The organism is Streptomyces sp. NPDC021562 (genome assembly GCF_040640875.1).
Lineage (GTDB): Bacteria > Actinomycetota > Actinomycetes > Streptomycetales > Streptomycetaceae > Streptomyces.
On record NZ_JBFACN010000013.1, the window covers coordinates 157,233 to 179,901 of the forward strand.

The 22,669-nt window shown below is 72.7% G+C and carries 21 protein-coding genes; 12 read left to right on the forward strand and 9 right to left on the reverse strand.

Going from position 1 to position 22,669, the window contains the following annotated elements; genetic code table 11:
* Nucleotides 1–30: 30 nt before the first annotated feature.
* Nucleotides 31–420 (reverse strand): cold shock domain-containing protein, encoded by a 390-nt coding sequence (locus tag AB0G52_RS21770; RefSeq protein WP_358973666.1) that lies wholly within the window; start codon nt 418–420, stop codon nt 31–33.
* A gap of 226 nt (nt 421–646) precedes the next feature.
* On the opposite strand from AB0G52_RS21770, the gene AB0G52_RS21775 reads away from it, so the two are divergent.
* The 4 genes from AB0G52_RS21775 (at nt 647) to AB0G52_RS21790 (ending at nt 5,606) form a co-directional block, all read left to right on the forward strand.
* Nucleotides 647–1,444: an SAM-dependent methyltransferase gene (locus AB0G52_RS21775; RefSeq protein ID WP_132887513.1), complete on the forward strand. Its 798-nt coding sequence runs from the start codon at nt 647–649 to the stop codon at nt 1,442–1,444.
* A 125-nt stretch (nt 1,445–1,569) separates the two neighbouring features.
* Nucleotides 1,570–2,880, forward strand: coding sequence for a hypothetical protein (locus AB0G52_RS21780; protein ID WP_361337979.1), 1,311 nt, complete (start codon nt 1,570–1,572; stop codon nt 2,878–2,880).
* Between the two features lie 60 nt (nt 2,881–2,940).
* Entirely contained in the window at nt 2,941–4,158 is a 1,218-nt protein-coding gene (locus AB0G52_RS21785; protein WP_132887515.1) for a MoxR family ATPase, read from the forward strand.
* Nucleotides 4,155–5,606: a VWA-like domain-containing protein gene (locus AB0G52_RS21790; protein WP_361337981.1), complete on the forward strand. Its 1,452-nt coding sequence runs from the start codon at nt 4,155–4,157 to the stop codon at nt 5,604–5,606. The genes AB0G52_RS21785 and AB0G52_RS21790 overlap by 4 nt, the downstream gene beginning before the upstream one ends.
* A gap of 12 nt (nt 5,607–5,618) precedes the next feature.
* Here the strand turns inward: AB0G52_RS21790 and AB0G52_RS21795 are convergent, their stop codons facing one another.
* Nucleotides 5,619–6,302, reverse strand: coding sequence for a PAS domain-containing protein (locus AB0G52_RS21795; RefSeq protein WP_132887516.1), 684 nt, complete (start codon nt 6,300–6,302; stop codon nt 5,619–5,621).
* Between the two features lie 90 nt (nt 6,303–6,392).
* Between AB0G52_RS21795 and AB0G52_RS21800 the strand changes: the two genes are divergently transcribed.
* Complete coding sequence (locus AB0G52_RS21800) at nt 6,393–7,370, forward strand: threo-3-hydroxy-L-aspartate ammonia-lyase (RefSeq protein ID WP_132887517.1); 978 nt, start codon at nt 6,393–6,395, stop codon at nt 7,368–7,370.
* Between the two features lie 119 nt (nt 7,371–7,489).
* Here AB0G52_RS21800 and AB0G52_RS21805 read toward each other — a convergent pair whose 3' ends face one another.
* The gene (locus AB0G52_RS21805) at nt 7,490–8,905 is read right to left on the reverse strand and encodes a family 2B encapsulin nanocompartment shell protein (protein WP_361337983.1); all 1,416 of its coding nucleotides are present in this window, start codon (nt 8,903–8,905) and stop codon (nt 7,490–7,492) included.
* A gap of 377 nt (nt 8,906–9,282) precedes the next feature.
* Here AB0G52_RS21805 and AB0G52_RS21810 point away from each other — a divergent pair, with 377 nt between their 5' ends.
* From AB0G52_RS21810 to AB0G52_RS21820, 3 genes are all read left to right on the forward strand, one after another.
* Nucleotides 9,283–9,684, forward strand: coding sequence for an SseB family protein (locus AB0G52_RS21810; protein ID WP_132887519.1), 402 nt, complete (start codon nt 9,283–9,285; stop codon nt 9,682–9,684).
* Nucleotides 9,685–9,738: 54 nt separating this feature from the next.
* Nucleotides 9,739–10,851, forward strand: a complete 1,113-nt coding sequence (locus tag AB0G52_RS21815) for a hypothetical protein (RefSeq protein WP_132887520.1) — start codon at nt 9,739–9,741, stop codon at nt 10,849–10,851.
* 62 nt (nt 10,852–10,913) lie between these two features.
* Nucleotides 10,914–11,804, forward strand: a complete 891-nt coding sequence (locus AB0G52_RS21820) for an MBL fold metallo-hydrolase (protein WP_361337986.1) — start codon at nt 10,914–10,916, stop codon at nt 11,802–11,804.
* A gap of 24 nt (nt 11,805–11,828) precedes the next feature.
* Here AB0G52_RS21820 and AB0G52_RS21825 read toward each other — a convergent pair whose 3' ends face one another.
* From AB0G52_RS21825 to AB0G52_RS21850, 6 genes are all read right to left on the reverse strand, one after another.
* Nucleotides 11,829–12,230, reverse strand: a complete 402-nt coding sequence (locus AB0G52_RS21825) for a MarR family transcriptional regulator (RefSeq protein WP_132887522.1) — start codon at nt 12,228–12,230, stop codon at nt 11,829–11,831.
* A 70-nt stretch (nt 12,231–12,300) separates the two neighbouring features.
* Nucleotides 12,301–12,651, reverse strand: coding sequence for a VOC family protein (locus tag AB0G52_RS21830; RefSeq protein WP_132887523.1), 351 nt, complete (start codon nt 12,649–12,651; stop codon nt 12,301–12,303).
* A gap of 223 nt (nt 12,652–12,874) precedes the next feature.
* Complete coding sequence (locus AB0G52_RS21835; RefSeq protein ID WP_132887524.1) at nt 12,875–13,909, reverse strand: LacI family DNA-binding transcriptional regulator; 1,035 nt, start codon at nt 13,907–13,909, stop codon at nt 12,875–12,877.
* Complete coding sequence (locus AB0G52_RS21840; protein WP_132887525.1) at nt 13,906–14,811, reverse strand: carbohydrate ABC transporter permease; 906 nt, start codon at nt 14,809–14,811, stop codon at nt 13,906–13,908. The genes AB0G52_RS21835 and AB0G52_RS21840 overlap by 4 nt, the downstream gene beginning before the upstream one ends.
* Nucleotides 14,808–15,734: a sugar ABC transporter permease gene (locus tag AB0G52_RS21845; protein WP_132887526.1), complete on the reverse strand. Its 927-nt coding sequence runs from the start codon at nt 15,732–15,734 to the stop codon at nt 14,808–14,810. The genes AB0G52_RS21840 and AB0G52_RS21845 overlap by 4 nt, the downstream gene beginning before the upstream one ends.
* The gene (locus AB0G52_RS21850) at nt 15,731–17,047 is read right to left on the reverse strand and encodes an extracellular solute-binding protein (RefSeq protein ID WP_132887527.1); all 1,317 of its coding nucleotides are present in this window, start codon (nt 17,045–17,047) and stop codon (nt 15,731–15,733) included. The genes AB0G52_RS21845 and AB0G52_RS21850 overlap by 4 nt, the downstream gene beginning before the upstream one ends.
* A gap of 238 nt (nt 17,048–17,285) precedes the next feature.
* Between AB0G52_RS21850 and AB0G52_RS21855 the strand changes: the two genes are divergently transcribed.
* The 4 genes from AB0G52_RS21855 (at nt 17,286) to AB0G52_RS21870 (ending at nt 22,652) form a co-directional block, all read left to right on the forward strand.
* Complete coding sequence (locus AB0G52_RS21855) at nt 17,286–19,307, forward strand: beta-galactosidase (protein WP_361337990.1); 2,022 nt, start codon at nt 17,286–17,288, stop codon at nt 19,305–19,307.
* 147 nt (nt 19,308–19,454) lie between these two features.
* Nucleotides 19,455–21,014, forward strand: a complete 1,560-nt coding sequence (locus AB0G52_RS21860; RefSeq protein WP_361338090.1) for a glycosyl hydrolase 53 family protein — start codon at nt 19,455–19,457, stop codon at nt 21,012–21,014.
* A gap of 370 nt (nt 21,015–21,384) precedes the next feature.
* Nucleotides 21,385–21,642 (forward strand): ArsR family transcriptional regulator, encoded by a 258-nt coding sequence (locus AB0G52_RS21865; RefSeq protein ID WP_132887702.1) that lies wholly within the window; start codon nt 21,385–21,387, stop codon nt 21,640–21,642.
* 56 nt (nt 21,643–21,698) lie between these two features.
* The gene (locus tag AB0G52_RS21870; protein ID WP_132887529.1) at nt 21,699–22,652 is read left to right on the forward strand and encodes an SMP-30/gluconolactonase/LRE family protein; all 954 of its coding nucleotides are present in this window, start codon (nt 21,699–21,701) and stop codon (nt 22,650–22,652) included.
* Nucleotides 22,653–22,669: the final 17 nt, after the last annotated feature.

Here is a 22,669-nt window from a genome sequence, read left to right on the forward strand (position 1 = left end):
CCGCTTCCTCCCCGGAGCCGCCCGGGCGGGTCAGCCCTCGATCCAGCCGTGGTTCTTCGCGAACTGGGCCAGGGCGCCGCGGACCCGTACGATCTCCTCGGCGGTCAGGGTGGGCGCCGACGCCAGCAGCGTCTCGGTCACCTCGCGGGTGAACTCCTCGGCGCTGAGCAGGTCGCACAGTGAGTCGTCGTCCGGGCCGAGCGTCCTGACGTCGGCTCCCCGGGCGAGCCGGACGCCGGACGCCTTCGGCCCGCGCTCGCCGCTCTCGATCTCGAACTCCACGGCCACCCCCGGGCGGACGTAGGACTCCGGCATCTGCATGTCGTTCACGTGCAGGAAGACGTCCTCGCCGCCGCCGTCCGGAGCGATGAACCCGTATCCGCGCGAGCTGTCGAACCGCACCACACGACCGGTAACCATACGAAACCCCCAACCAAACCGGGACACCTGCCCGGACACCTGGACCCGATGGTAGTCAGGTCGGTCCGGCTCGGGCGACTCCGCCCACCGGTCGGAGCGACGGTTGTGCCCCCTGTGACCTGTGGGGCTGCGGAACTCGGTGCGCGAGCAGTGGAGTTGGTGTGGAAAGCTGTCGCCTGCCGTCGGTGTGCCAAGGGGGGCCCGGCGGCCGTCGAGAGGAGCGCACGTGACGCAGGACGGCATACGGCCCGTGGAGATCGACACCAGCAAACCGCATCCCGCGCGGATCTACGACTACCTGCTGGGCGGCAAGGACAACTACGACGTGGACCGCCAGGCCGCCGACCGGCTCGCCGCCGTCGCGCCCGAGGTCTTCATCGGGGTGCGGGCCAACCGGGCGTTCCTCCAGCGGGCGGTCCGCCACGTCGTCGACAGCGGCGTCCGCCAGATCCTCGACGTCGGCACCGGGCTGCCCACCTCGCCGAACATCCACGAGGTCGCCCAGCAACTGGCGCCGGACGTGCGCGTGGCCTACGTCGACAACGACCCGATCGTGAAGGCGCACGGCGACGCACTGCTCAGCCGTTCCGGCTCCACCAGTATCGTCCTCGCCGACCTGCGCGACCCGCGGTCCGTCGTGGACCACCCCGAGGTCCGGCGCGTCATCGACTTCGGCCGGCCGGTGGCCCTCTTCCTCGTCGCCATCCTGCACTTCGTGCGCGACGACGAGGAGCCCGAGCGGATCGTCGCCACCCTGCGCGACGCCCTCCCGCCCGGCAGCTTCCTGGTCCTCTCGCACGCCACGGCCGACTTCGCCGACCGCAGTGACGCCCAGGCCGTCTACAACAACGCCACCGCCACCATGACCCTGCGCCCCCGGGACCGGGTCGAGCGGTTCTTCGAGGGCTTCGACCTGGTCGAGCCCGGCGTCGCGCAGGTCCCGTTCTGGCGACCGGAGACCACTCCGCCGGCCGGCTCGGAACAGATCGGCTTCTACGGCGGGGTGGCGGTCAAGAAGGACTGAGCAGCCGCCAGGACGGCGGTCGCGTAAATGTCTGGCCCGCCGGGATCGGCTCGTCGTATGCTCCCGGCGATGACCACTCACTCTGTTGACAGATTGGGGGTCCCGTCCACGCAAGGTGAGTGCTGATGGCCACTCACCTCACGGACGGGAACACCCGCCTCACCCTCTGGCGGCGCGTGCGAGAGTTCGCCGTGCCGCCCGCCATGATCGAGACCGCGACCGCCCGCCGGGAGACCGGCGACTGGGCCGGGGCCTGCGCCGCCGCCGGTTTCGACATCGACCTCGACCTCCGCACCCTGGCCCGCGACCGGGGCCGGGACGTCCGCGACCGGATCCGCGCCGACCTGCGCCGGCTCGCCCCCGACCTGCTGCGCTGGCACCTGCCGAGGATCGCCCCCCAAGGCCTGCTGCGCCCCGGGCTGACCATGCCGCTCGCCCGCTACGACACCGGACGAAGGCCCCTGCACCTGGTGGTGCGGACACCGCCCGCCTGGGCCGATGCCGGGCAACGCGTCAGCCTCGCGGTCTGGGACGGCAGGCTCGGCGAGCCCGCGGCCCGCGGGCACCCCCATCCGCGTCCCAGCCGTCGGTACCGGTTCGATCTGCACCGCCACCTGTGGGACGCCGGCGTCGCCGGCGAACTGCGCACCCGCGCGGGCGCCGACCGGCTCACGCTGTGCGCCGCGCACCGCTGGCCGGACGAGGCGAGGGTCGTACTGCGTGCCGAGGGGCAGGACAGCGGCACCGTGGCGGTGCGCCCGGGCGGCCGGCGGTGGCTCGCACTGCACCTCGCGCCCGACGGGACGGTGACCACCGGCCCGGGCACCGGCGGCGGCGCGGTCGCCGTGCTGCCGGACGCGGCCACCCGGCTGCTCCCGGACCTGGAGCTGCTGCGCGCCGGGCTGATCGACGCCGGACGGCTGCATCCGCTGGTCGCCACCGCGCTCGTACCCGGTCAGGTGCCGGCCGTCCGGACCCCGGAGCGGGAACCGGGCGGGCAGCCGCGTCTCGTGGAGTGCCGGGGCGTCCGGCACCGGATCGGGCTGGTCGACGGGGTGCTGTCCGCGCTGGACCACTCCCCGGACGAACTGCGGCGCGAGGAACTGCTGGTGGCACTCGGCGGACCGCCGCTGCCCTGTCTGCGGGCCATCGACGAGGCGCACCGCCGCCCCGACTGCCTCACCGGTGTGCGTGACCGCCTCGACCACGGGGACATCGCCGGTGCGCTCGCCGTCGTCGAAGGGCTGCTGGGACCCGAAGCCGCCCTGCGCGACGGCCCGTTGAAGGAGGCCCTGGAGTCGGCGGCGCGCCGCCGGATCGCGTACGGCCTCTACCGGGCGGGTCTCACCGGATCCCGCCCCGCACCGGTCCGCACCCGGCGCCACCGGTCCCCGCACGATCCGCGCCTCGGCCCACGCCCCGCCGCCTGGCGCTGAAACGCCGTCCGGGGGCCGAACCCTGCCCCTTGCCCTCCCACACCCCGAGGTGATTCAGACATGCCCACCCACGTATCCGACCAACTCGACACCGCCGACCACCTGTTGAACCTGCTCGGCACCTTCACCACCGAACCCCGCCCGGACACCCAGCTGGAGGCGCTCACCCTCGCCGTCGCCGCGGATCTGCCCGTCCTGCTGTGGGGCGAGCCCGGCATCGGCAAGACCGCCGCCCTCCACCAGCTGGCCGCCGCCCTCGACCTGCCCCTGACCACGGTGATCGCCAGCGTGCACGAGCCGTCCGACTTCTCCGGGCTGCCCGTCGTGGGGGATGATCCCGCCGTCCAGGGCGTCCCCATGGCTCCGCCGGACTGGGCCGTACGACTGGTGGCGGCGGGCCGCGGCCTGCTGTTCCTCGACGAACTGTCCACCGCGCCGCCCGCCGTGCAGGCCGCCCTCCTGCGGCTGGTCCTGGAGCGTCGCGTCGGCGCCCTGCGGCTCCCGCCCGGCGTACGGATCGTGGCCGCCGCCAACCCCCGGTCCTCGGCGGCCGACGGCTGGGAGCTCAGCCCGCCGCTGGCCAACCGGTTCGTGCACCTCCAGTGGGCCCACGACCACGAGGTCGTCGTACGCGGCCTCGGCGGCACCTGGCCGCGGGCGACCCTGCCCCGGCTCGACCCCGGCCGGCTGCCCGCCGCCGTGGACTTCGCGCGCCGCGCGGTGTGCGGGCTGCTCGCCACCCGCCCCACGCTCGTCCACCGCCTGCCCAGCGGAGAGGTGCGGCGTGGCGGTGCCTGGCCGTCGCCCCGGAGCTGGGACATGACACTGCGTCTGGTCGCGTTCGCGTACGCCGCCGGCTCCTCACGGGATGTGCTCTCCCTGCTGGTCAGGGGGACGGTCGGGGACGGTCCCGGGCTCGAACTGCTGGCGACCGTCGACCGGTTGGAGCTCCCCGACCCCGAGCTGCTGCTCGCCGACCCGGCCGCCGCCGACCTGCCCGAACGCGGTGACCTGCGCCAGGCCGTGCTGGACGGGGTGGTCGCCGCGGTCCGCGAGCGACCGGACCGGGCCCGCTGGGACGCCGCCTGGGCGTTGCTGGTGCGGGCCCTGGACACCGGCGCCCCCGACCTGGTGGTGGTCCCGGCCACCACCCTCGCCTCACTGCGCCGGGACGACTGGGACGTACCGGCGGCCGTCGAGCGGCTCGCCGGAGCGGTGAGCGTCTCCCGGCGAGCCGACCGGGCCGCCGCCCGCGTCGCGGCCCAGGCGACCCGATGACCCCACCCACAACACCCGACACCCCGACCCCGACCCCGACCCGGGACGTGGCCCCGACCCCGATCCCGGCCCGGGACGTGGCCCCAGCCCCGGCCCCAGCCCCGACCCCGACCCCGACCCCGGTCCCGGTCCCGGACCCGGACCCGGTCCCGGACCGGGACGTGGCCCCGGCCCGGGCCCCGGACCCGGACGTGGCCCCGGACCCGGCCCCGGACCGGGACGTGGCCCCGGACCTGGACCTGGACCTGGACAAGTTGTACGCGGCCCGGTTGCAGGCCGTACGGGCTCGTCCGTACCTCGCCACCGCCCTGTTCGCCCTGCACGTCGTGGTCTCCCGGCGGGTGCCGACCATGGCCGTCGACCGGCACTGGCGCTGTTACGTCTCGCCCGCGTTCGTGGCCCGGATGCCGGTGGAGGACCTGGCCGGGGTATGGGTGCACGAGGTGTCCCACCTGCTGCGCGACCACCACACCCGCAGTGACCGGGTCGCGCGGGAGCGCGGGCTGACCGGGCCGGGTGAGCGGCTGCGGATGAACATCGCGGCGGACCTGGAGATCAACGACGACGCCTACGGCGACGGCCTGGCCCGTCCCCGGGGCGCGGTCCGGCCGCGGACGCTGAGGCTGGACGAGGGCCTGCTGATGGAGGAGTACCTGCGGCAGTTCCGGCTGGGACCGCTGACCCAGGACCTGACCTGGCTGGACTGCGGCAGCGGCGCCGACGGCCGGGAGCGGGAGTGGGACCTGGGGCCCGACGGCGCGCACGGTCTCAGCGAGCAGGAGCGGGACGGGGTCCGGTTCCGGGTCGCGCAGGCCATCACCGGCCGCCCCGGCACCACCCCCGACGGCTGGCGGCGCTGGGCGGAGGAGGCCTTCCACCCACCGCAGCCCTGGCGGGAGCTGCTGGGAGCGGCGGTCCGCTCGGCGGTCTCGGCCGCGGGGGCCGGCGACGACTACAGCTTCGGACGCCCCGCGCGCCGCTCGGCCGCCCTGCCCGGGGTGGTGCTGCCCGCCCTGCGCCGCCGGCCGCCCCGGGTCTGCGTCGTCATCGACACCTCCGCTTCGGTCAGCGACGCCGAACTGGGCGGTGCCCTGCTGGAGGTGGCCGCCATCTCCCGTGCCGTCGGCGGCCGCCGCGACCTGGTGTCCGTGGTGTCCTGCGACGCGGCCGCCCGGACCGCGCACCCGCTGTGCCGGGCGGAGGGCATCCCCCTGGTGGGCGGCGGCGGTACGGACCTGCGCGCCGGCTTCGCCAGAGCGCTGCGGTCCCGCCCGGCGCCGGACGTCGTGGTGGCCCTGACCGACGGGCAGACGCCCTGGCCCGAGGCGCAGCCGCCGTGCCGGACGGTGGTGGGCCTGTTCCCGAGGCGGTACGGCAGGACCTGGAGCGAGGACGGCTACATACCGGACGAACCGCCCGGCTGGGCACGCGTGGTCGAGATCGGGTGACCGGACGGCAGCTCAGCCGGAGCGGGCCGCGGCCAGGTAGTTGTAGGCGGAGGCCCGGGAGATGCCGAGCCGCGTCGCGACCTGCCGCACCGCGCCGCGCACCGCGAAGACGCCCTGCCGGTCCAGGTCCTGGAACAGCTCGATCCGTTCCGCCCGGCTGAGCTGGTGCCACGGCTTGTTCCGGTGGAGCTGGCGGGCGTCGACGACGGAGTCCAGTACGGCGGTGATGTCGTCGCCGAACGTGGTGGTCGGCGCCGTCCCGGGCTCGGGGGAGACCCCGGCGAGGCCGCCGACCAGGGCGTGCATCTGGTTGACGACCGTGACGTCGAGGTTGACGCACAGTGCCCCGAACACGGTGCCGGCCGAGTCGCGCAGCACCATCGTGGAGGACTTGACCAGCTTTCCGTCCCGGGTACGGGTCAGGTAGTTCAGCTCGTCGGCCGCCTCGTCCCCGGCGGCCAGCAGCTTCATGCCGATCTCGCTCATCGACCCGCCGACCCCCCGGCCGGTGACCGACCCGGCGATGGCGACGACGGACCGCTCCGGGCGGCGGAAGTCGTGGACGACGGCCTCGCAGAAGGTTCCGAAGGTCGCCGCGATGCCGTCGACGACCGGGGCCAGCGCCGCGATGATCGCGTCCTGCTCGGCCCGCGCCCCGGCCTCGTCGCCCGCCTCTCGTGCCGATCCGTGTGGCATCGGTGCCCCCGCTCCGGTCGGGTCTGGACTTTACGTCCAAATGATAGACAATAATTCTAGACGACGACCGGCGTCGAACGGAGGACGAACATGCCCGACACCCCGCCCGTGACCCTCCGGGACGTGCGCGACGCGGCCGCGCGGATCGAGGGGGTCGCGCACCGCACCCCCGTGCTGCGCTCGCGCACCCTGGACGAGCTGGTCGGCGCCGAGGTCTTCCTGAAGTGCGAGAACCTCCAGCGCATCGGCGCGTTCAAGTTCCGGGGTGCCTACAACGCGGTGTCACGGCTGTCCGCCGGACAGCTGGCCAAGGGGGTCGCCGCCTACTCCTCCGGCAACCACGCCCAGGCCGTCGCCCTCGCCGCCCGCGAACTCGGCACCACCGCCGTCATCGTGATGCCCGAGGACACCCCGCGCGCGAAGCTGGCGGCGACGGCCGGATACGGCGCGGAGATCGTGACCTACGACCGCTACACCGGCGACCGGGTCGCGATCGGCGAAGCCCTGGCCGCCGACCGCGGGCTCGCCCTGGTCCCGCCGTACGAGCATCCGCACGTGATCGCGGGGCAGGGCACGGCCGCCCTCGAACTCATCGAGGAGGTAGGCGAGCTGGACGCCCTGGTGGTGCCGGTCGGGGGCGGCGGGCTGATCGCCGGCAGCGCCACGGCGGCCAAGGGGCTGCTGCCCGCGATCCGGATCGTCGGGGTCGAGCCGGAGGCCGGGGACGACACCAAGCGGTCCCTGGAGGCGGGCCGGCGGGTCTCCGTCCCGGTGCCCAGGACCATCGCCGACGGCCAGGCCGCGGACATCCCCGGCGAGCTCACGTTCTCCGTCAACCGGCGTCTGGTGGACGACATCTCGCTGGTGAGCGACGATCAGATCCGGGACGCGATGCGGTTCGCCTTCGAGCGGCTGAAGACCGTCGTGGAGCCGAGCGGTGCCAGCGGTCTCGCCGCGCTGCTGGCCCACCGGGTGGCGCCGCTGCCGCGTCGGATCGGCGTCATCCTCTCCGGCGGCAACGTGGGCGCGGAGCGGTTCGCCGAACTCTTCACCGCCCGGCCCGAGTAGCCGGCCCGGGCCCGGGAGCACGCGTCGCCACGGCTCCTGGACCGGCCGCCGCCCGCCACGCAGTCGGCGGAGAGCTCGGCGATCAGGTCGTACCCGTACGGCGACGACGAACGGACGCCTCAGTCCCGGCGCGACACCTCCACGTTCTCCAGGACGCCTAGGGCGTCGGGGACCAGGACGGCGGCCGAGTAGTAGGTGCTGACCAGGTAGGAGGCGACGGCCTGTTCGTTGATGCCCATGAAGCGGACGTTCAGGCCCGGTTCCACCTCGTCGGGGAGGCCGGTCTGGAAGAGGCCGACCACACCCTGGTTCTGTTCGCCGACGCGCATCGCGATGATGGAGGAGGTGCGGGACTGTGAGACCGGGATCTTGCCGCAGGGAAGCAGCGGGACACCGCGCCAGGCCGGCAGCTGGTGGCCGCCCACCTCGACACTGCCGAAGTACAGGCCTCGTTTGTTGCACTCGCGGCCGAACGCGGCGATCGCCCTGGGGTGTGCGAACAGGTGGGTCGTCTCGCGCCGCATGCCGAGCAGCTCGTCGAGGTCGTCCGGGGTCGGCGGGCCCGCGTGGGTGGAGATCCGCTGCCCGTGGTCGGCGTTGTGGAGCAGGCCGAAGTCCCGGTTGTTGACCAGCTCGTGCTCCTGACGCTCCCGCAACACCTGCACGGTGAGCCTGAGCTGCTGCTCCGTCTGGTTCATCGGCTGGTTGTAGAGGTCGGCCACCCGGGAGTGGACGCGCAGCACCGTCTGGGCGACGCTCAGTTCGTACTCGCGCGGCGCAGGCTCGTAGTCGACGAAGGTGTGCGGGATGTCCGGCTCGCCGACATGGCCCGCGCTGAGCGCGACCGCGGCCTCGCCGAAGGCGTTGGTGTCCCGGTGCCCGTCGTGTCTCGCCAACTCCACGTGCGCCCGCAGGCCGGCGTGCTGGTCCGTCACCTCCGCGTACGCCCGGTACGGCAGTTTCAGCACGGTGGTCGAGGTCGCGGCGCGGGCCGTGAACTCCCAGGCGCCGTCCGGACCGGCGAGCACCCGGCCGCCGAAGTGGTCACCGTCCGTCAGCAGCCCGACGACCGCCTCCTCGCCGTAGGGGCCCTCGGTGATCCGTTCCACCTTGCCGTGCGCGATCAGGTAGACGTGGTCGGAGGGCCGCCCCGCCGTCACGATCACCTGTCCCGGCGCGTAGTCCCGCTGCTCGAACCGCGCCGCCAGGGCCTGGAGCGCGGTGCCGTCCCCGAAGCCGCGCAGCAGCGGCAGTTCCGCCAGCCCGTCGGGGATCACGGCGACCCGGGAGCCGGTCTGCACGAAGGCCACCCGGCCGTCCCCGACCCGGTAGGACAGCCGGCGGTTGACACGGTACGTCCCGCCGGGCACCTCCACCCACGGCAGCGTCCGGGTCAGCCACCGCGAGCTGATCTCCTGCATCTGCGGTGCGGACTTGGTCGTCGTCGTGAGGTTCCGTGCCGCCGCGGTACCGAGGCTCTGCTGCTCCCGCCCATCGGCGCCCGCCCCGGGCACCGTACCGGTCTCCACCGACATGACGTTCCTTCCCTCCTGTCGCGGCAGTGACGGCCCGCATGCGGAGCGTCACCTTCCGCGGCTAGCCCTACCCCTGCTCACCGGCGGTGAGTGATGCCAGGTGAGGGAGCGCGAGGCACGTGCCCCCGGGAACTGCCTCCGCACCACCCCCCGTTCCGCCCCTGCCACCCCGGACGGTGGTTTCCGCCCCGCACGGCCCAGGACCCGCAGGACGGCCCAGGACCCGCAGGACGGACGCGTCGCGTGCGCGGCAGCGCCGCCGGTCCCGGCGCACGGGACCACGGGCGCATGCCCCGGCGTCGATCGGGTACGCGAGCCGTGGCCGCCCGGCGACCTGCCGGAGACGGCCGGTACCACCACCTATCTGGGGATCTGCCATGGAGACACCCGCACACGACGACTTCCCGACGCCGGCCCAGCGGGCGCTCGACACGCTGGCCGCGAACGCCGAGGACCGCACCGCCCTGGACACGCTCGCCCACAGCGACGTGCTCGTCCCGGTGCCGGACGACGCCGGTGAGGCGGCCGACCCCGCGGTGATCGCGCTGCCGGTCCTGGAACGTCCCGACGGCGACCCTGTCGTCCCCGTGTTCACCTCGGAAGGAGAACTGACCGGTCTGCTGCCGACCGTCTCCCGCTACCGCGTGGTGCCGCTGGGCGCGCTCGCCTCGCAGTGGCCGGAGGACAACCTCTCGCTCGCGATCGACGGCAGCTCCGCGCACGCCCTGACCCTCACCTCGGAGGGAGTGCGGACCCTGCTCGCCCCCTTGGCGGGCTGACCCGACGCAGGGCCCCGGTCACCGGGAGGCCGCCGTGCGGGCCAGAATGGCGCCATGGAATGGATCTCCGGGGTGGCCGGGGGCCTGGTACTCGTCCTGGTCCTGCGCAGCATCCTGCGCACGCTCGTGGTCCCCAGAGGCCTGTACTCCGTGCTGGTGTACCGGCTCTGGTCGACCCTGCGGCGGGTGCTGTGCCTCCTCGCCCACCGGGGCGGCTACCGCGCCATCGACCGCGCCCAGACCTGGCTCGCCCCCCTGATGCTGGTCGGCATGCTCGCCGCCTGGCTGGGCGGGGCGTTCCTCGGCTTCGGGATGCTGCTGTACGCGTTCTCCCCGCTGTCCTGGAGCACCGCGTTCCGGGAGGCGGGCTCCAGCCTGTTCACCCTCGGGTTCGCCAGCGGCGCCCGGCTGCGGCTGTCCGCGCTGGACTTCGTCGCCGCCGCCACCGGCCCCGTCGTCATCGCCCTGCAGATCGCCTACCTCCCCACGCTGTACGCGGCCTACAACCGCCGCGAACTGGAGGTCACCCTGCTCCAGTCCCGGGCCGGCGAGCCCGCCTGGGGCCCGGAGATCCTCGCCCGGCAGTGGCTGGTCGACACCGAGACCGCGCTGCCCGAGCTGTACCGGGCCTGGGAGCGGCTGGCAGCGGACATGGGGGAGAGCCACGCCACCTATCCGGTCCTGCTGGCGTTCCGCTCGCCCCGCCCCTATCGCAGCTGGCTGGTCGGCCTGATCGCCGTCATGGACGCGGCGGCCATGCAGCTCGCCCTCGCTCCCGGCAGCGCGCCGCCGGCGGCCCGTCTGGTGCTGCGCGCCGGTTTCACCGCGCTGCGGGACATCGCCGCCTCGGTGCGGGCGACCTTCGAGGCCGACCCGGCCCCGGACGCCCCCATCCACCTGACCTACGCGGAGTTCGAGGCGGCCGTGGCCATGCTGGAGAGGACCGGCTTCCGGGCCGAGCGCTCCACCGCGGAGGCCTGGCCGCACTTCCACGGCTGGCGGGTCAACTACGAGGCCGTCGCCTACGAGCTGTGCCGCCGCTGCGACGCCGTACCCGCCCTGTGGACCGGCCCGCGCGACTTCCCGTCGGAGCCGATCCCGCCCCGCCGCCCGGTGGACCGGCGGCCCGGTGAAGGTCGGCCGGAAGTTCCCCCCGCCCACGGGTAGCGGGGCCCGTCCCGAGGGAAGATCCCACCAGGGGCCGGGGAGAGCGAGAGGGGCGGATCGTCGTGAGGGTCGTCCTGCTGGGCACCGCGGCCGACGGCGGGTTCCCGCGGTGGAACTGCGCCTGCGCGCTGTGCGCCGCCGCCCGGGACGGCAAGCTGCCCTCCCGCACCCAGGAGTGCGCCGCCCTGACCGGCAACGGCCGGGACTGGTGGCTGCTCAACGCCTCCCCGGACATCCGCGCCCAGCTCACCGCCACCACCGCGCTGTGGCCGGGACCCGGCGCCCGGGACACCCCGGTGCGCGGGGTGCTGCTCACCGACGCGGAGGCCGACCACGTCACCGGGCTGAGCGCGCTGCGCGGCGCGCCGGACCTGAAGGTGTACGCGGCCCCGCCGGTACGCACGGTGCTGGCTCCCGCCCGTGCCGCCCTCGACCGCCACGCCCCCTGGGAGTGGGCCGACAGCCTGGCCGACGGCGGGTTCGTGCTGGCCGGCGGGCTGGTGGTCACCGCCCACCCGATGGGCGCCGGGGCCCCGACGTACGTGCCGCCCGGCCTCGCCGAGGGCGACGGACGCTGGGTCACGGCGTACCGGATCGAGGACCTGGCCACCGGGGGAGTGCTGCTCTACGCGCCCCGCGTCGGTGCCTGGAGCGAGAGCCCCGACGAACTGTGCGCGGAGGCGGACTGCGTCCTGCTGGACGGCACCTTCTTCAGCGCGGGCGAGGCGGGCGCCAAGGCCCGCTCCGGCCCCCGGCGGGCGGCCAGGGACCATCTGCCCGTCTCCGGCCGGCACGGCAGCCTCGCCGCCCTGGCCCGCCACCCGCGCGCCCGCCGGATCTACACCCACCTCGACGACACGAACCCGCTGCTCGACCCGGCCTCCGGGGCCCGCGCCCAGGTGGCTGCGGAAGGCGTCGAAGTCCTCCCGGACGGAATCGAGTTCGCCCTCTGAAGAGCGACAGCGTCCGACGCGGCACTACTGGTCCGCGGGGGGCTCCAGCATCCGCTCCAGCACCGCCCGCTGCAACGGCCGTACCTCCGCGTGCAGGGCGCGGCCCCTGGCGGTGAGCGCGACCCACACGCCCCGCCGGTCCTCGACACAGACCGACCGCTCCACCAGGCCGTCCTTCTCCAGCCGTCCGATCAGCCGGGACAGCGCGCTCTGGCTCAGATGCACCCGCCCGACCAGGTTCTGCACCCGGCAGTGGTCACCCTCGGCGGGCGTCTCGGTGGCCAGCAGGTCGAGCACCTCGAAGTCGCTCGCGCCCAGCCCGTGCGGATGCAGCACCCGGTCGATCTCGCACATCGTGCGCGCGTGCACCGACAGGATGTCCCGCCACCGGTCTTCGAGCCGGGCCTCCGCCGTCTTGACTGCCATACCCGCACGGTAGCACTGATCCAGCCAATCGTTGAGTGTGCAACTAGTGCGGGCGCATACGGTCCTGCGCTCAGGCGACCGGGTCCTGGAGCAGCCCCACCATGTTGCCGTCGGCGTCCTTCACCGAGGCGATCAGCCGCCCGTTGCCGACGTCCCGAGCGTCCTGCACCAGCTCGGCCCCCGCCGCCAGCAGCGCCGCGAGCCGCTCGCGCAGGTCGGTGACGTGCCAGAACGGCGTGGGCCCGGTGAGCCCCTGGGCGTGCCCGTTGGGGTCGAGGCCGACGTCCTGCCCGGCGGCCTTGTACCCGATGTAGTACGGCGTGTCGGCGTACGGCTCGACGCCCAGCAGCGCACCGAACACGGCCTTGGCACGCTCCGTGTCCTTCACCGGGTAGACGATCGTCTGGATGCCTGCGGTCATGAGACCTTCTCCTTGTCGCGCTGCGAGTCCCGACGCGTTCTCGGCCGGTGGGACCACGCTAAGCGGGCGACGCCCATGGCGGCTTGTCCGATCCTGACCGGTTGTCGGCCCCCGGCGACGCGCCCCGTCAGGGGCGCGGGGAACTGCGCGACCGGCCACGACGGCGCGGCAGACGCCCGACGGCCTTTCCCGGCACCCCCTTGCGACGCCCGACCGACCCGGCTCACGCGGAGTCGCGCACCACCAGCTCCGTCGGCAGGATCACCGCCGCCGGGTCCTCCCCGCCGATCTGCGCGAGCAGCACCCGCACCATCTCGGTGCTGATCCGGTCCCAGGGCTGCCGGATCGTGGTGAGCGCCGGGCTCACCTCGGTCGCCACCGGAGAGTCGTCGAAGCCGCCGACGGCGATGTCGTCCGGCACCCGCTTCCCGGCCCGCTCCAGCACCGTCAGCACGCCCTGCGCCATCAGGTCGGAGGCCACGAACACCGCGTCCAGGTCCGGTGCCCGGGCGAGCAGCCGCTCGGCCCCGGCCGCACCGCTGGCCCGGCTGTAGTCCCCGGACACGACGAGCGCCTCGTCGATCCCGACGCCCGCCTCGGTGAGGACCTCCTGGTACCCGGCGAGCCGCTCGACACCGCCGGGGGTGTCCAGCGGGCCGGTGATCATGCCGATCCTGCGGCGGCCCACGGCCAGCAGGTGCCGGACCATGTCCCGGGCGCCGTCCCGGTCGTCGGCGGCCACGTAACCGACCTTCGAGCCGAGCCCGATCGGCTTGCCGCAGGCGACCAGCGGCACCCCCGCCTGGCGCAGTTCCTCCGCGACCGGATCGCCGGAGTGGCTGGAGACCAGCAGCACCCCGTCGACGTGCCCGGCCGTGATGTACCGCGTGATCCGCCGCCGTTCGTCCTTCGTGCCCGCCAGCATGAGCAGCAACGGGATGTCGTGCCCGGCCAGCGCCTTCGTGCAACCGCTCAGCAGCACATTGAAGTTGGGGTCCTCGAAGAACCGTTCCTGGGGTTCGGTCAGCAGGAAGCCCACCGAGTCCGACCGCCCGGTGATCAGCGAACGGGCGTGCCGGTTCACGACGTAACCCGTCCTGCGGATGGCGTCGTTGACCGCCTCCTGCGCGGCGGGACTGACGTAGTGCCCGCCGTTGAGCACCCGCGAGACCGTGCCCCGTGAGACACCGGCCTCACGGGCCACGTCGTGGATCGTCGGCGGTCTGCGGCGGCCCCCCGCACTACTGCTCATGGTCATGACTTTACGGCCCCGGACAGCAGGTCAAGGCTCCAGAACCGCTGAATGACGAGGAAGAGCGCGATCAGCGGCAGCACGGCCAGGAACGCGCCGGTGATCACCAGGGTGTACAGGGCCGGGGTGTTCGCGCCCTGCATCAGGAGCGTGTACAGCCCGAGCGTGAGCGGGAACCGCTCGTCGTTGCTCAGCATGATGTACGGCAGCAGGAAGTTGTTCCAGATGGCCACGAACTGGAACAGGAACACCGTCACCATGCCCGGGATCATCATCGGCAGCGCGATCCGGGTGAAGATCCGCCACTCGCCGGCGCCGTCCATCCGTCCGGCCTCCACCACGTCGGCGGGGACGGCCGCAGCGGCGTAGATCCGCGCGAGGTAGACCCCGTACGGGGCGAGGATCTGGGGGAGCAGCACGGAAAGGTAGGAGTCCGTGAGGTTCACCTTGGCCAGCAGCAGGTACTGCGGGACGGCGAGGATGACCGGGGGCATCAGGACGCCCGCGAGCAGCACGTTGAAGATCGTCTCGCGGCCCCGGAACCGGTAGACGGCGAGGGCGTAGCCGCTGACCGCCGACACGCACGTCGAGACCACGGCACCGAGACCGGCGTACAGGGCGGAGTTGGCCATCCACTGCCAGTAGATGCCGTCCCGGTAGCCGTCCAGGTCCTTGAGGTTCTGGGCGAAGCCGCTGCCGGGCAGGAACGTGAACGTGGAGAACAGCTCGCTGCCGGACTTGGTGGACGCGATCACCACCCAGGCGACCGGCAGCAGCGTGTAGACCGCGCCCAGCAGCAGGACCGCCGTCGGGATCAGGGCGACGCGGCGGCGCAGCGGCGGTCCCTGGGCGGTGCCGGGCGTCGTGCCGGCCGCCGGTGCGGCCTTGCGGACGGCAAGAGAACTCACGGTGCTGCCTCCTGCTTGTTGCGGCGGTTCGCGGCCCGCAGGAACCCGAAGGACAGGGCCAGCGTGGCGAGGGCGATCAGGGTCGCCTCGGCCGCCGCCGAGTAGATGTCCCCCTTGCCGAATGCGTCGGTGTACACCTTCATCAGCGGGCTCCAGGTCGTGCTGACCGAGTTGGTCAGGGGCTTGAGGGTCATCGGCTCGTTGAACACCTGCAGCGTGGCGATGATCGAGAAGAAGAAGGTCAGCACCAGCGAGGGCGCCACCATCGGGATCTTGATCCGCAGGGCGATCTGCCGCGGCGTGGCGCCGTCCAGCTTCGCCGCCTCGTACACCTCGACCGGAATGGACCTGAGCGAGGTGTAGATGACGATCATGTTGAAGCCGGTGCCGCCCCAGACCGCGATGTTGGACAGGGCCAGGAACAGCGGGCCGCCGTCCAGCAGGCCGGGCTGTGGCAGGTGCAGCTTGCCGAGGACGTAGTAGAAGGGGCTGACGTCCGGCAGGTAGAGGAAGCCCCACAGCAGCGCGGCCACCACACCGGGGATGGCGTAGGGCAGGAAGATCGCGAGCCGGGTGAAGGGGGCGAGGCGGACCCGCTCGGAGTCGAGCATCAGGGCGAACAGGAGGGCGAGGCCCAGCATCACCGGGACGACGATGCAGCCGTAGCCGAGGACGCGCAGGGCGCCCGCGTAGAACTCGTTGTCGGTGAGGGCGTCGCGGTAGTTCTCCAGGCCGGCCCAGACCTCGCTGCGGGCGCCCGCGCCCAGGCCGAGGCCGGAGACGTGCACCTTGCGGAAGCTGAGCCAGACCGCGTACCCGATGGGCAGCGCGAAGAAGAGGGCGAACAGGACCGTCGCGGGGATGAGGAAGGCGTACGGGGCCCCCTTGGCCCCGTAAGACCTCCGGCTGGTGGCGCTGGTCACTGAGAGACCTCGAAGCCCTGCTTCTTCATGTCGGCGACCGTGGCGTCCTGCATGGTGTTCAGGGCGGTCACGAAGTCCGACTTGTTCTTGGCGGCGGCGCCGAACGCGTCGTTGAAGGTCGTGTAGGCGACGTTCACGTTCGGGCCCCAGGCGGAGGGAGCCGTGGTCCCTGCGATCTTGGCGGCCTCGGTGTAGAAGTCGGCCTGGTTCGAGAAGTACTCCGGCGGGTTCGAGAAGGCGCCGCTGAGCTGGGCCGAGCTGGACGCCGGGTAGATGCCGCTCTCCTTGGCCAGCGCGTTGAGCGCGTCGCCGTTCGTGTTCAGCCAGGCGGCGAACTTGGCGGCGGCCTCCTGGTGCCGGGAGTCGGTGGTGACGGCGGTGGAGGAGCCGCCCCAGCTGCCGGTGACGTCCTGGTCCGCGGACCACTGGGGGAGCGGGGCCATCGCCCACTTCCCCTTGGTGTCCGGCGCGGCCGTGGTCAGCGTGCCCGGTGCCCACACCGCGGAGACCCAGGCGATCTGCTTGCCGGTGTCCAGCGCCTTGTTCCAGGCCGGGGTGTACATCGGCTGGTTGTCGATCGCGCCCTCCTTGACCAGGCCGCCCCAGAACTTCGCGACCTTCTGGGTGGCCGCGTCGTTGATGGCGACCTTCCACTTGTCACCGGAGGTGGTCCACCACTTGGCGCCGGCCTGCTGGGCGAGGCCCGCGAAGAGACCGGAGTCGTTGGCGGAGAAGGTGGTGAGGTCGACGTCCGGCGCCTTCTTCTTCAGGGCGCGGGCGGTCCGGGCGAACTCGTCCCAGGTGGTGGGGACCTTCAGGCCGTACTTCTTGAAGAGGTCCGCGCGGTAGTAGAACATCATCGGGCCGATGTCCTGCGGCACCGCGTACACCGCGTCCGTACCCAGCGTGACCTGCTGCCAGACGCCGTCGGCGAACTTCGACTTGGCGTCCCCGACCGACTTGGATATGTCGGCGACCGCGTTGTTGCTGACCAGCGTCGGCAGCGCCTGGTACTCGGCCTGCACCAGGTCGGGGCCGTTCTTCGCCTTGTGCGCGGTGAGGATCTTGGTGACCAGGGTGTCGCCGGACGCCTGCTTCTTCACCGTGACGGTGATCTGGTCCTTCTTGCCCTCGCCCTTGTTCCAGAGGTCGACGACCTTGTCCATACCGGGCGCCCAGGCCCAGTACGTCAGCGAGACCGGTCCCGAGTCGGCCTTGCTGTCGTCGGACGAGCCGCAGGCGGCGAGGGCGGTGGCGCCGAGCGAGACGGCGACGGCGGTTGTCACGAGGCGGCGGCGCTTCGTGTGCGGCATGGATCTCTCCCCTGACCTGGGTCCCCGCCCGTCGCGGGAACCTGCCCTGCAGATGCTGTGAGCGTTCTCGGACCCGGATCCGCGCCCCTCGCGAGTCCGTGCCCTGCTCTGTGAGCGTTCACAGTAGAGAAACATCCCGGACACTTGTCAATGGTTGTTGCTGTGCGGTTATGTTGGGCCCACGCCGCCGACGATGTGTGTGCACGTTCCCAAATGATCGATTAAACGGGAGAGATCCATGCCGGACACCAGCCCCAGGGGCCTCACCAGGCTCGCCTTCGGTGGGGACTACAACCCCGAGCAGTGGCCGGAAAGCGTCTGGCAGGAGGACGTCCGGCTGATGCGCGAGGCCGGGGTCACGATGGTGAGCGTCGGGATCTTCTCCTGGGCCCTGCTGGAGCCGGCGCCGGGGGAGTACGACTTCGCGTGGCTCGACCGGGTCCTCGGCCTGCTGCACGAGAGCGGCATCCGCGTCGACCTCGGCACCCCCACCGTGGTGCCGCCCGCCTGGTTCTACCGGGCGCACCCCGAGGCCCTGCCGGTCACCGCCGAGGGCATGCGCCACGAGTTCGGCTCCCGCGGCGCCGTCTGCCACTCCAACGCCCACTACCGCACGGCCGCCGCCGCCATCACCACGAAGCTCGCCGAGCGCTACGGCGACCACCCGGCCCTCGCGCTCTGGCACGTCCACAACGAGTACGGCGTCCCCGTCTCGGCCTGCTACTGCGACTCCTGCGCCGCGCACTTCCGCCGCTGGCTCGCGGACACCTACGGCACGGTCGACGCGGTCAACGCGGCCTGGGGCACGGCCTTCTGGGGCCAGCACTACACGGACCTCGGGCAGATCAACCCCCCGCGCGCCACCCCGACCGTCGGCAACCCGGGCCAGGCCCTCGACTACAAGCGGTTCGCCGACGCCACCATCCGCGAGAACTTCCGGATGGAGCGGGACATCCTGCACCGCCTCTCGCCCGGCGTCCCGGTGACCACCAACTTCATGACCGCCCTGAGCCAGTGCGACTCCATGGACTACTGGGCCTGGGGCCGCGAGGTCGACCTGGTCACCAACGACCACTACCTGATCACCGACGGCCGCCGTACCCACGTCAACCTCGCCATGGCCGCCGACCTCACCCGGTCCGTCGCCGCCGGCGCCCCCTGGCTGCTCCTGGAGCACTCCACGTCGGGCGTCAACTGGCAGCCGCGCAATCCGGCCAAGGCGCCCGGCCAGATGGCCCGCAACTCCCTGGCCCACGTGGCCCGCGGCTCGGACGGCGCGATGTTCTTCCAGTGGCGGCAGTCCCGGCGCGGAGCCGAGAAGTTCCACTCCGCGATGCTCCCGCACGGCGGCACCGAGACCCGGGTCTGGCGTGAGGTGGTCGAACTCGGCGCGTCCCTCGACTCCCTGACCCCGATCAAGGGCACCCGCACCCGGGCCGACGTGGCGGTCCTGTGGGACTGGCAGTCCTGGTGGGCGCAGAACCTCCAGTGGCGCCCCAGCGAGGACCACGACCCCCGCGAGCGCGCCGACGCCTTCTACGAGGCCCTCTACGACCGTCACCTCACCGTCGACTTCGCCCACCCGGAAAGCGACTTGTCGGCCTATCCCCTTGTCGTCGTACCGGCCCTGTACCTCATGACGGAGGCGGCCGGGAACAACCTCAGGGAGTACGTCGAGAACGGCGGCACCCTCGTCGTCTCGTACTTCTCCGGGATCGTCGACGAGCACGACGCCGTCCACGAAGGCGCCTACCCGGGCGCCCTGCGCGAGACCCTGGGCCTCACCGTGGAGGAGTTCTCCCCGCTGCTGAAGGCCCAGCGGGTACGGCTGGCCGGCCCCGAAGGCTCCGAGCTCACCGGCGACGTGTGGACCGAGTTCGTCGTCCCGCGCGGTGCCGAGACCGTCTGGACCTACACCGACGGTCTCACCGCCGGCCGGCCGGCGGTCACCCGGCACCGGCTGGGGGAGGGCGTCGCCTGGTACGTGTCGACCCGCCTGGACGCACACGGCCTGGACGCGCTGCTCGGCTGGGCCGCCGAGGACGCCCGGATCACTCCCCGGGCCGAACTGCCCCGCGACGTCGAGGTGGTCCGCCGCACCGGCGAGTCCGGCACCTTCGTGTTCGCGATCAACCACACCGACACCGACGCCAAGGTGCCCCTGGAGGCGCACGGCACCGAACTGCTCACGGGCGAACGCGCCGCGGGCCGGCTCGCGGTCCCCGCGGGCGGCGTCAGGGTCGTACGGCTCGACGGCTGACCCGGCCGCGGACCGGGCCGCCGCGCCCGGTCCGCCGAGACTCCCCTCCGTCCGCGTGTGCCACGAGAGCCGCGGGCGGAGGGGCCCTCCTCCGGTCCGCCGGAGGACACCCCCTCCCCAGTCACGTCGAAGGGACGACGGACGATGATGTTCCATCCCAGACGCACCATCAGGGCCCTGCTGCTGCCGCTCCTGGCCGGGCTCGCCCTCACCGCCCTTCCCGCCGGAACCGCGCAGGCGGCCGCCACCCTCACCAACGGCGGCTTCGAATCCGACGGTACGGGCGTGGCCACGCCCACCGGCTGGTCGGAGTACGGCGACACGGGCGCCTCGTACACCGAGTCCGGCGGCCACAGCGGCGGTTACCGCCTGAGCCAGTACTCGGCCTCCGCCTACAAGGTGGAGACGTACCAGTACCTGTCGGGGCTGACCGACGGGAACTACACGCTCACCGCCTGGGTCCGCTCCAGCGGCGGGCAGAACGCCGCCTACATGTCCCTGAAGAACTGCGGCAGTGCGGAGCAGCGGACCGACCTGCCGGTCTCCACCGCCGGCTGGGTCCGGATCGTCACCTCGATCGCGGTCACCGACAACCAGTGCACGATCAGCTTCTTCTCCGACGCCAACGCGGGCAACTGGATCAACGTCGACGACGTGACGTTCGCCGCCGGCTCGACGGGCCTGGCCGTCAAGGGCGCCGACATCTCGTCACTGGCCAAGAGCGAGGCCAAGGGCGGGGTCTACAAGACCGGTTCCGGCACCACCGGGGACGCGGTCACCATCCTCAGGAACGCCGGCATGAACTACGCCCGCCTGAAGGTCTGGGTCAACCCGGCCGACGGCTACAACGACAAGGCGCACGTGCTGGCGATGGCCAAGCGCGTCAAGGCGGCCGGCATGAAGCTGCTGGTCGACTTCCACTACTCGGACACCTGGGCCGACCCGGGCAAGCAGACCAAGCCCGCCGCCTGGTCCGGGCACTCCTACAGCCAGCTGAAGACCGACGTGTACAACCACACGTACGACGTCCTGGGCGCGCTGAAGGCGCAGGGCACCACCGCCGACATGGTGCAGATCGGCAACGAGATCAACGGCGGCATGCTCTGGTCCGAGGGCTCCACCGACAACTGGTCCCAGCTCGCCGGCCTCATCAACTCCGGCTACAGCGCCGCCAAGGCGGTCTCCTCCGCCACCCGGGTCGCCCTGCACCTGGCCAACGCGGGCGACGACGCCACGGTCCGCTGGTGGTTCGACAACGCCAAGACCTACGGCATCAACTACGACGTGATCGGGCTGTCGTACTACGGCTACTGGCACGGCTCGCTGGCCGCCGCCCAGGCCACCCTGGACGGCGTGGCCTCCCGCTACGCCAAGCCGGTGTTCATCGCCGAGACCGCCTACCCGTTCACCCTCGCCCAGGACGACTCGCTGGAGAACCAGATAGACACCAGCGGCGAACTGGTCACCGGCTACCCGGCCAGCGCGGCCGGTCAGCTGGCCTGGATGAACGCCGTCGCGAACATCGTGGAGGCCGTCCCGAACGGCCGCGGACTCGGCGTCTTCTACTGGGAGGCGACCTGGACCGCCGTCACCGGCAACGGCTGGGACCCGACCGACGCCACCTCGGGCAACGGCTGGGAGAACCAGGCCCTGTTCGGCTACGACGACAGGGCGCTGTCCTCCATGGCGTGGTTCGGCCACCGCTGAACCACCACTGACGGGGCCCGGCCGTAAGGGGACGGCCGGGCCCCTCCGCCCTGTCCGGACGTCCCTTCTCGGACATCGCGCACCGAGCCCCGGACGTGGTGGCTTCGGCTGCGCGAAGGTGGGCATCACGAACTACGGGGAGGCAGGGACGGAGGCCGGTCGGATGCTGAGGAACGCCAAGAGCACCAGGGCGTGTTGCGAAAGTCCCGTCGTTCGCCCGAAGGGCGGCCCTCGCGGCGTCAGGTGCGTGCTCTCGGCGCGCCGGGCGGAAGCCTTCGTACTGGATGTACTTCGGCTTTCGCCCGGTGCGGCGAGAGGGCGTGCATGGCGTCGCGAGGCAGGCGGGACTTTCGCAACACGCCCTGGCCGCCTGGACATTCTGGACTGGCTCAAGGACCCGGCGGCCCACTTCCCTCCCCAGCGCCACGCGGACCTCGCCGAGGACGGCGTCAGTGTCCGGGCCGTCGCCGCGAAGCTCGGCGTCTCCCGCCGGGTCGCCGGCGCCCATCTGGACCTGCTGACCCGGCTGGGCCTGCTGCGCACCAAGCGCATCCGGCACCGGGTCTACTACCGGCGTGACGACATCCGGATCGCCGAGGTGGCCCGGCTGTTCGAGAAGGGCTGGTGAAACGGGGCCGGTTCGCGGGTCGCCGGGCAGCGCCGCCGGCTGCCACCATGGGGCCCATGGACCGACCCACGCGCCTCGTCCCCCTCCACTACGTCGCCGTCGGCGGCCGAGGACCGGAGGACGTGGTCACGGATCCGGACGGGCGGGTCCTGACCGGCGTCGAGGACGGCCGCATCCTGCGCCTGGACGGCCTCGGCGACCCGGACACCGTCCGGGTGCGGGTGCTGGCGGAGACCGGCGGCCGCCCCCTGGGACTCGAACTCCTCCCGGACGGCGACCTGCTGGTGTGCGACGCGGAGCGCGGCCTGCTGCGCGTCGGACTCGCCGACGGCGTGGTGCGCGTCCTCGCCGACGCGGTCGAGGGGGAGCCGCTGCGGTTCGCGAGCAACGTGGTCGCCCTGCCCGACGGCACCGCGTACTTCACGGTCGCCAGCCGCCGCTTCCCCCTGCACCAGTGGGTCGGCGACATCGTCGAGCACAGCGGCACCGGCCGTCTGCTGCGCCTCGCCCCCGGCGCCCGGGCCCCCGAAGTGGTCTGCGAGGGGTTGCAGTTCGCCAACGGGCTGGCGGTGAGCGGCGACGGCACCTTTCTGATCGTCGCCGAGACCGGCGCGTACCGGCTGACCCGGTACTGGCTCACCGGCCCGCGCGCCGGCCGCGCCGAGTTCTTCGCCGAACTGCCCGGCATGCCCGACAACATGTGGCGGGACGGCGATCTCACCTGGGTGGCCCTCGCCGGGCCGCGCAACCCCCCGCTCGACCTCCTGCACCGCACCCCGTCCGCCGTGCGACGGGCGGCCGCCCGTGCCGCCGTGCACGCCCCCTACCGCCCGGTGGGAACCATCGCCGTCATGGCCCTCGACGACGACGGCCGCGTCGTCCACCACCTCGCCCGGCAGCGCTCCGGCTTCCGGATGGCCACCAGTGTCTGCGTGACCGGCCGCCTCCTGGTCCTCGGCAGCGTCTGGGAGCCCGGTGTCGCCGTCTGCACGGCGCCCACCGCGAAGTGACCTGCGGGTACGCCCGG